General features: G+C 65.7%; 5 protein-coding genes. 4 read left to right on the plus strand and 1 reads right to left on the minus strand.

All coding sequences use genetic code 11. The annotated features are described in order from the left end of the window. Positions 1 to 32: 32 nt before the first annotated feature. The 4 genes from metH (at position 33) to A0U87_RS15010 (ending at position 6,291) form a co-directional block, all read left to right on the plus strand. Entirely contained in the window at positions 33 to 2,636 is a 2,604-nt protein-coding gene (metH, locus tag A0U87_RS14995) for a methionine synthase (protein WP_048938358.1), read from the plus strand. Positions 2,637 to 2,778: 142 nt separating this feature from the next. After that, complete coding sequence (locus tag A0U87_RS15000) at positions 2,779 to 3,048, plus strand: SemiSWEET family transporter (protein WP_004210495.1); 270 nt, start codon at positions 2,779 to 2,781, stop codon at positions 3,046 to 3,048. Positions 3,049 to 3,149: 101 nt separating this feature from the next. Then, positions 3,150 to 5,687, plus strand: a complete 2,538-nt coding sequence (locus A0U87_RS15005; protein ID WP_137405661.1) for a sulfite reductase flavoprotein subunit alpha — start codon at positions 3,150 to 3,152, stop codon at positions 5,685 to 5,687. Between the two features lie 262 nt (positions 5,688 to 5,949). Continuing rightward, the gene (locus tag A0U87_RS15010; protein WP_137405662.1) at positions 5,950 to 6,291 is read left to right on the plus strand and encodes a hypothetical protein; all 342 of its coding nucleotides are present in this window, start codon (positions 5,950 to 5,952) and stop codon (positions 6,289 to 6,291) included. A gap of 131 nt (positions 6,292 to 6,422) precedes the next feature. On the opposite strand, the gene A0U87_RS15015 is transcribed toward A0U87_RS15010, so the two are convergent. Beyond that, positions 6,423 to 7,292 carry an FAD:protein FMN transferase gene (locus A0U87_RS15015; RefSeq protein ID WP_048938356.1) on the minus strand — a complete coding sequence of 290 codons (870 nt, stop codon included), beginning with the start codon at positions 7,290 to 7,292 and terminating at the stop codon, positions 6,423 to 6,425. Positions 7,293 to 7,508: the final 216 nt, after the last annotated feature.

The following is a 7,508-nucleotide window of genomic DNA, read 5'->3' on the forward strand; positions in this document are numbered from 1 at the left end:
CTCGACAGGCTCGAAGCGAACGGATTGATAGAATGACCACGCAGACCTCCACCGCCACCTTCGTCAATATCGGCGAGCGCACCAACGTCACCGGCTCCGCCAAGTTCAAGAAGCTGATCATGGCCGGCGACTATGCCGCGGCGATCGACATCGCCCGCGAGCAGGTCGAAAATGGCGCGCAGATCGTCGATGTGAACATGGACGAGGGCCTGCTCGACGCGGTCGAGGCAATGACCACTTTCCTCAAGCTCATGACGTCGGAACCGGACATCAGCCGCGTGCCGGTGATGATCGACAGTTCCAAATGGGAAGTCATCGAAGCGGGTCTGAAATGCGTTTCCGGCAAGCCGGTGGTCAACTCGATCAGCATGAAGGAAGGTGAAGAGGCCTTTCTGCATCACGCCCGTCTCTGCATGGCCTATGGCGCGGCCGTGGTGGTCATGGCCTTCGACGAGACCGGCCAGGCCGACACCCAGGCCCGCAAGGTCGAGATTTGCGAGCGCGCCTACAAGCTACTGATGACGATCGGCTTCCCGCCCGAAGACATCATCTTCGATCCCAATATCTTCGCCGTCGCGACGGGAATCGAGGAGCATAACAACTACGGCGTCGACTTCATCGAAGCCTGCCGCGAGATCAAGAAGCGCTGCCCGCACGTCCATATCTCGGGCGGCCTGTCGAACTTCTCCTTCTCCTTCCGCGGTAACGAACCGGTGCGCCGGGCGATGCACTCGGTCTTCCTCTATCACGCCATCCCCGCCGGCCTCGACATGGCGATCGTCAATGCGGGGCAGCTGGACGTCTATGACGCGATCGACCCGGCGCTGCGCCAGGCGTGCGAGGATGTGCTGCTGAACAGCGATCCCGAAGCCGGCGATCGCCTCGTCGCGCTCGCCGAATCCTTCAAGGGCAAGGATGCCGCATCGGAAAAGGCCGCGCAGGAATGGCGCGGCTGGCCGGTCGCCAAGCGCCTCGAACATGCGCTGGTCAAGGGCATCGACATGTATGTGGTGGAAGACACCGAGGAATGCCGCCTCGCCGCCGAAAAGCCGATCCAGGTGATCGAAGGCCCGCTGATGGACGGCATGAACGTCGTCGGCGACCTGTTCGGCGCGGGCAAGATGTTCCTTCCCCAGGTGGTGAAGTCCGCCCGCGTCATGAAGAAGGCGGTGGCCCATCTGCTGCCCTATATCGAGGCGGCCAAGGAACCCGGCGCCAAGGGCAAGGGCAAGATCATCATGGCGACCGTCAAGGGCGACGTCCATGATATCGGCAAGAATATCGTCGGCGTCGTGCTCCAGTGCAACGGCTTCGAGGTGATCGACATGGGCGTGATGGTGCCCTGGCAGGACATCATCAAGGCAGCGAACGAGAATGACGCCGACATGATCGGCTTGTCCGGCCTCATCACCCCTTCGCTCGACGAGATGGTGACGGTGGCGGCCGAAATGCAGCGCGCCAACATGACCATGCCGCTGCTGATCGGCGGCGCGACCACCTCGCGCGTCCACACTGCGCTGCGCATCGACCCCGCCTTCACCGGCCCGGTCGTCCATGTGCTCGACGCCAGCCGTGCGGTGGGCGTGGCGACGGCGCTCGTCTCCGAAACGCAAAAGGCCGATTTCGTCCAGAAGACCAAGGATGATTATGAGCATGTCCGCGTCGCCCGCGCGAACAAGGGGCAGAGCCAGCTCCTGTCGCTTGAGGACGCCCGCGCCAACGCCTTCGAAATGGACGAGAGCCTGAAGGCGCCGCGCCCGCTGCTGCCCGGCACCCACCGCTTCCCCGACTGGGATCTGAAGGATCTGGTCAACTATATCGACTGGACCCCCTTCTTCCGCGCCTGGGAACTGGCCGGCAATTATCCCGCCATCCTGGAGGACGAGATTGTCGGCGAAAGCGCCCGCAGCCTGTTCGCCGACGCGCAGAAGATGCTGGGCAAGATCATCGACGAGAAGTGGCTGACCGCGCGCGGCGTCGCCGGCTTGTGGCCCTGCCGTCGTCAGGGCGACGACATCATCGTTCATGTCGAGGACGAGAAGCACTATACCCTGCCGATGCTGCGCCAGCAGATCGCCAAGCGCGAAGGCCGGGCGAACATGTGCTTGGCCGACTTCATCAGTCATGATGGCGACTGGATGGGCGGCTTTGCCGTGTCGATCCATGGCATCGAGCCGCATCTGGCTCGCTTCAAGAATGCGATCGACGATTATTCGGATATTCTGCTGAAGGCCTTGGCCGATCGTCTCGCTGAAGCCTTCGCCGAGCGGCTGCACCATTATGTCCGCACTGCGCTCTGGGGCTATGCCGAGGGCGAGCAGCTGACCAACGAGGCGCTGATCAAGGAAGAATATCGCGGCATCCGCCCGGCGCCCGGCTATCCGGCCTGCCCGGAACATAGTCTGAAGCCGATCCTGTTCGAGATGCTGGACGCGCACCACGCGACCGGCGCGACCCTGACCGAAAGCTTTGCCATGTTGCCGACGGCAGCGGTCAGCGGCTTCTATTTCGGCCACCAGCAGGCGGAATATTTCGGCGTCGCCCGCGTCGGCCGCGACCAGCTGGAAGATTATGCCCAGCGCCGTGGCATCGACCTGGAAACCGCCGAACGCTATCTGCGCCCCAACCTGGACTGACGCCCGGCGCCTCCCTCCATCGGGGGGAGGTTGCCTGCTCCCCCATGCCCGGCGGTGCCATGCGCGTCTCCGGGTAATTGCGGTCTTGCGCGCGGGCGGCGGTCGGTGGCTAAGTGCCGCCGACGACAGGCATGGGGGCAGGATGGCACGGCATCTCGACGAGCGGACGTTGCGGGTGGTCGGCTGGATCGCGACCGTCACCGCCATCCTCATGTATGGTTCCTATCTGGACCAGATCCGGATGAACCTTGCCGGGGACAAGGGATCGGTGATCCAGCCGCTGGCGACCGTGCTCAATACCTGTCTGTGGGCGGCCTATGGCTGGCTGCACAAGGACAAGGACTGGCCGATCATCGTCGCCAATGTGCCCGGTATCATCCTGGGCGCGACCTGCCTCTACACCGCGCTTTAGGGCGGATCTTGACCCGGTCTGCTTGAAACTAAGTCGCAATTGCATTCATATTGCAGATGCGTAATAGGCTGGGCTTTCGGATGACAGCCAACGGAGCCTAGGTGACCAAGCGCATATTGTTCCAGATCCACTGGTTCCTGGGGATCACCGCCGGCCTGGTGCTGGCGCTGATGGGCGTGACCGGCGCGACCATGAGCTTCGAGGATGAGATCAGCGAGGCGCTGTCGCCGCGCCTCTATGCGCCCGGCGTGCCGGCTGGGCCGGACCTGTCGCCCGACCAGTTGATCGCCAGGGTGCAGGCCGACCATCCGGGCTATTATATCGCGCGGCTGGACTGGGAAATGGCGCGCGACCGGTCGCACAGCGTGCGCCTGTCGTCGAGCGAAGGGCGCGGCCGCAAGCAGGGGCAGGTCGATCGGGCCACCGGCGCCTGGCTGGGTGCGCCGGCGGGCGAAGGCTTTTTCCACCTGATGGACGATCTGCATCGCTGGCTGGCGCTGCCGGGCGGCGGCAATGGCATCGGCCGGCAGATCACCGCCTTCAGCGCGATCTCGCTGATCTTCTTCGCCTTGTCCGGCCTCTATCTGCGCTGGCCGCGGCAGGCGCTGGACTGGCGCGCCTGGCTGGTGCTGGACCTGCGCAAGACCGGGCGCAACCTGTGGCGCGCGCTGCATGTCGTGATCGGCACCTGGGTGTTGCTCTTCTATCTGCTGAGCGCGCTCACTGGCCTGTGGTGGAGCTATGACTGGTATCGGCAGGGGGTGATATACAGCCTGACCGGCAAGGCGCCGGGCGAAGAAGGGCGGCGGACGGAAAAGCGCGAGGGGATCGCGCCGCGCCCGTCGATCGATCCGGCCTGGACCGCCTTCCGCCGCGCCACCGGCAATGACTATATCTGGGTGCGCATCACCCAGCCGGCGCCGTCGCAGCCGATGAAGACGATCAGCTTCGACGCCCGGCCCGAAGGGGCGCGCCATCTGCGCCAGATCGACAAATATAGCTATGATCCGGCCAGCTATGCGCTGGAGAAGCGCGACCTCTATGATCGCCGGCCGCTGGGCGTGATCATCACCCAGAGCGTCTATGAACTGCACCGCGGCGCCTTTTTCGGGCTGCCCGGCCGCATCATCATGATGCTGACCAGCCTCACCATGCCGCTGTTCACGGTGACCGGCTTCCTGCTCTATCTGTCGCGCCGCAAGCGCAAGCAGGCGGCGCGGGCGCTGGCCGGCGATGCCGCGGCGGTTGCGGGCGGCGACATGGGCGGCGGCGACCTGCTGATCGCCTATGCCAGCCAGACCGGGACGGCCGAGATCCGCGCGCGCAATGCGGCGCAGGCGCTGGCCCATGGCGGGGTGCGGGCACAGGTGGTGCCGGTCGGCCGGCTGACCCGCGATATGCTGGCGGGGGCGCAGCGAATCCTGTTCGTCGTTTCGACCTATGGCGAGGGCGAGCCGCCGGATATGGCGCGCGGCTTTGCCAGCCGGTTGCTGCGCGGCGGCCCGATCGATCTTGGTCATCTCCATTATGGCGTGCTGGCGATCGGCGACCGGGAATATCCCGATTTCTGTGCCTTCGGCATCGCGGTCGACGGCTGGATGGCGGGGGCGGGCGCGCAGCCGCTCTTCCCGCTGATCGCCATGGGGCATGAAGATGAAGCGGCAGAGCGGGCCTGGCATGATGCGCTGCATGATCTGGGCGCGGGCGAGGGCGATCGGGGCCAGATGGTGATCCCGTTCACGCCGTGGCGACTGGTGGCGCGCCATGCGCTCAATCCCGACAGTCCGGCGCTCACCGCCTATCATCTGCAGTTCGAGCCGGTCGGCACGGACGTGCCCGAATGGCAGGCGGGCGATATCGTGGAACTGCACCCCTGCAACGCGCCCGAGGCGGTCGAGGCGCTGCTGGCCAGCCAGGCGCCCGAGGGCGACTTGATCGCGGTGCCGGCGGAGTTGCGGGCGGAACTGGCACGCGCGATGCTGCCCGAAGCCGGAACCCCGCTCACCATGGCGGCGGCGCGGGCGCTGCGCCCGCTGCCGGCGCGCGAATATTCGGCGGCATCGATCATGGCCGATGGCGTGCTGGACCTGGTCGTGCGGCAGGTGCGCGATGGGGACGGGCGGCTGGGCATCGGCTCGGGCTGGCTGACCGCGCATATGGCGCCGGGCGAGACGACGATGATGCGGGTGCGGCCCAATCCGGGCTTCCGCACCGATCCGGTGGCGCGCGGCGCAATGATCCTGATCGGCAATGGCACCGGCATCGCCGGGCTGCGCGCCCATCTGCGCGCCGCCGCCCATGACGGGATGGGCGGCCACTGGCTGCTGTTCGGCGAGCGCAGCCGGGCGCATGAGCGTTATTTCGATGCGGAACTGTCGACCTGGCTGGCGGACGGCACGCTGGCACGGCTGGATCGCAGCTTCTCGCGCGATGCGGATTGCGGCCGCTATGTCCAGCATCTGCTGGCGGACGCCGGCGCGGAACTGCGCGAACGGATCGGCCAGGGCGCGACCATCCTGGTCTGCGGCAGCCTGGAAGGCATGGCGCAGAGCGTCCATGAGGCGCTGATCGCGATCCTGGGCGAGGCGATGCTCAATGACCTGGCCGAGGCCGGCCGCTACAAGCGCGACGTCTATTAAGGACGGATTGGAAGCGACCAGAAGCTGCCATCGTCACCCCGGCCTTGAGCCGGGGTCCCGCTTCTTTATCTGTTGCATAGAAAAGTGGGATGCCGGGTCAAGCCCGGCATGACGGATGTGGGTAGGGCGGCTAACGACCATTTCTCGTCATTCCGTCAGATCATCCGCATCCCTGGAACCCGCCGCTCATTCAGATGACAAGCCGAAGTCCGAATAAGTGGGCAACTGCCGTTGACGGGCGCGGTTGTCAGGCTACTTTGCCTTGATGCTCGCTAAGCGTCTCTTCCGGTTCGGTTTCGAAAATCCTCGCGAAGCCAAGATAAACGCCAGCGAAGGAACAGGTTACGAGTCGAGCACCGGTATATGGATCATAAGCCAATCTGATGACGATGCGACCGAGTGGGGTAAAACCATAGCGGAACGGCTCGTCATCTTCTTGTTTAATCGAGCGCAGATTGTCCCCTACTCTTGGACGGATGCAGGGTTCGCGCACTGGATAGAACAAGATCCAGAAGCTCTGTCTGCGGCATCTTACCTACCATCAGTAAGTGTGGGAGAGATGCCTGACTTAGCTGTGCTTGCCGCAGACGCAGCGTATGACTGAAATCGGGCGATTGTTGCCCAAAGGTCTTTTACGGCGCAAGGTCAGCTAAGGTCCGTCATATCCCCAAAAGCTGACTGACTAAAATCCACCCATTCCCGCCCTCTGGGGCGCCACCTTGCCCAAAGTCGGCCTCAGTCGGCCAGCATGGCGGCGAGGGTGGGGGTCATATATTCCTGGCCGCCGGTTTCGGTGCGCAGGATGAGGCGGGCGGCGAGGTTGTGGCGGGTGGCGAGGGCCATGCCGCGATCGGCGCCCAGCACGGTGATCGCGGTCGCCCAGGCGTCGGCCAGCATGGCCGAGGCATGGAGCACGGTGACGGCAGCCACGCCCTCCGCAATGGGCGTGCCGGTCGCGGGATCGATGCTGTGCGACAGGCGGCGATCGCCCTCCATCCGGTAGCGGCGATAATCGCCCGAACTGGCCATGGAAAGGCCGCAGAGCGCGACCCGCAGCGTCGGGAGGTCGAGGCCCGGCGGCACTTCGGCATCGACCCACCAGGGCTGGATATCGGGTTTCACCCCTTCGCCGCGTAGTTCGCCGCCAATCTCCACCAGGAAGTTGGGGAGGCCGAGGCTGCGCAGGCAGGCCGCGACCGCGTCGACGGCATAGCCCTTGGCAATGCCGGAAAAATCGAGCGCGACGTCGGCGGTGCGCCGGGCGCGGTCGCCATTGAGTTCGATGCAGGTCCAGGGCGCGACCGAGGCGGTGGCGCTGCCGCCGGCGAGGGCCGGGCCGAAGCCCCAGCGCGCGACGATGCCGCCGATCGCCGGGTCGAAGGCGCCGTTCGACAGACGAGCCATGGACAGGCCCGCGCGCAGCACGCCCATCATCGCGGGCGGCAGGCGGGTCCATTGGCCGATCGGGCTGCGGTTGAAGCGGCTGATGTCGGAGCCGGCTTCCCAATTGCTCATCTCGCCGATGACGGCGGCCAGCACGGCCTCGACATGGGTCTGGCAGTCGGCGGGCGGATCGACGATGCGGGCCGACCATGTGGTGCCCATGGTCGGCCCGCCCAAAGTGACGATAGCGCCCTGACGCTGGCGCCCGGCAAATTGCTCGGGCGACAGGTCGGGCGCTATCGCGATCCGGACGGGATTGCCGGCGGGCCGGGTCAGGGCGCCAGCACTTCCAGCGTGGTGATGTAGGAGGCGCGCTTCTGCGGCGGGCCGGCCGGCGGCGCGGGCGGTGCGCCCTGCGGCTTGCCGCCCTGCGCGCCC

Source organism: Sphingobium sp. MP9-4, assembly GCF_005281675.1.
GTDB classification, from domain to species: domain Bacteria; phylum Pseudomonadota; class Alphaproteobacteria; order Sphingomonadales; family Sphingomonadaceae; genus Sphingobium; species Sphingobium yanoikuyae.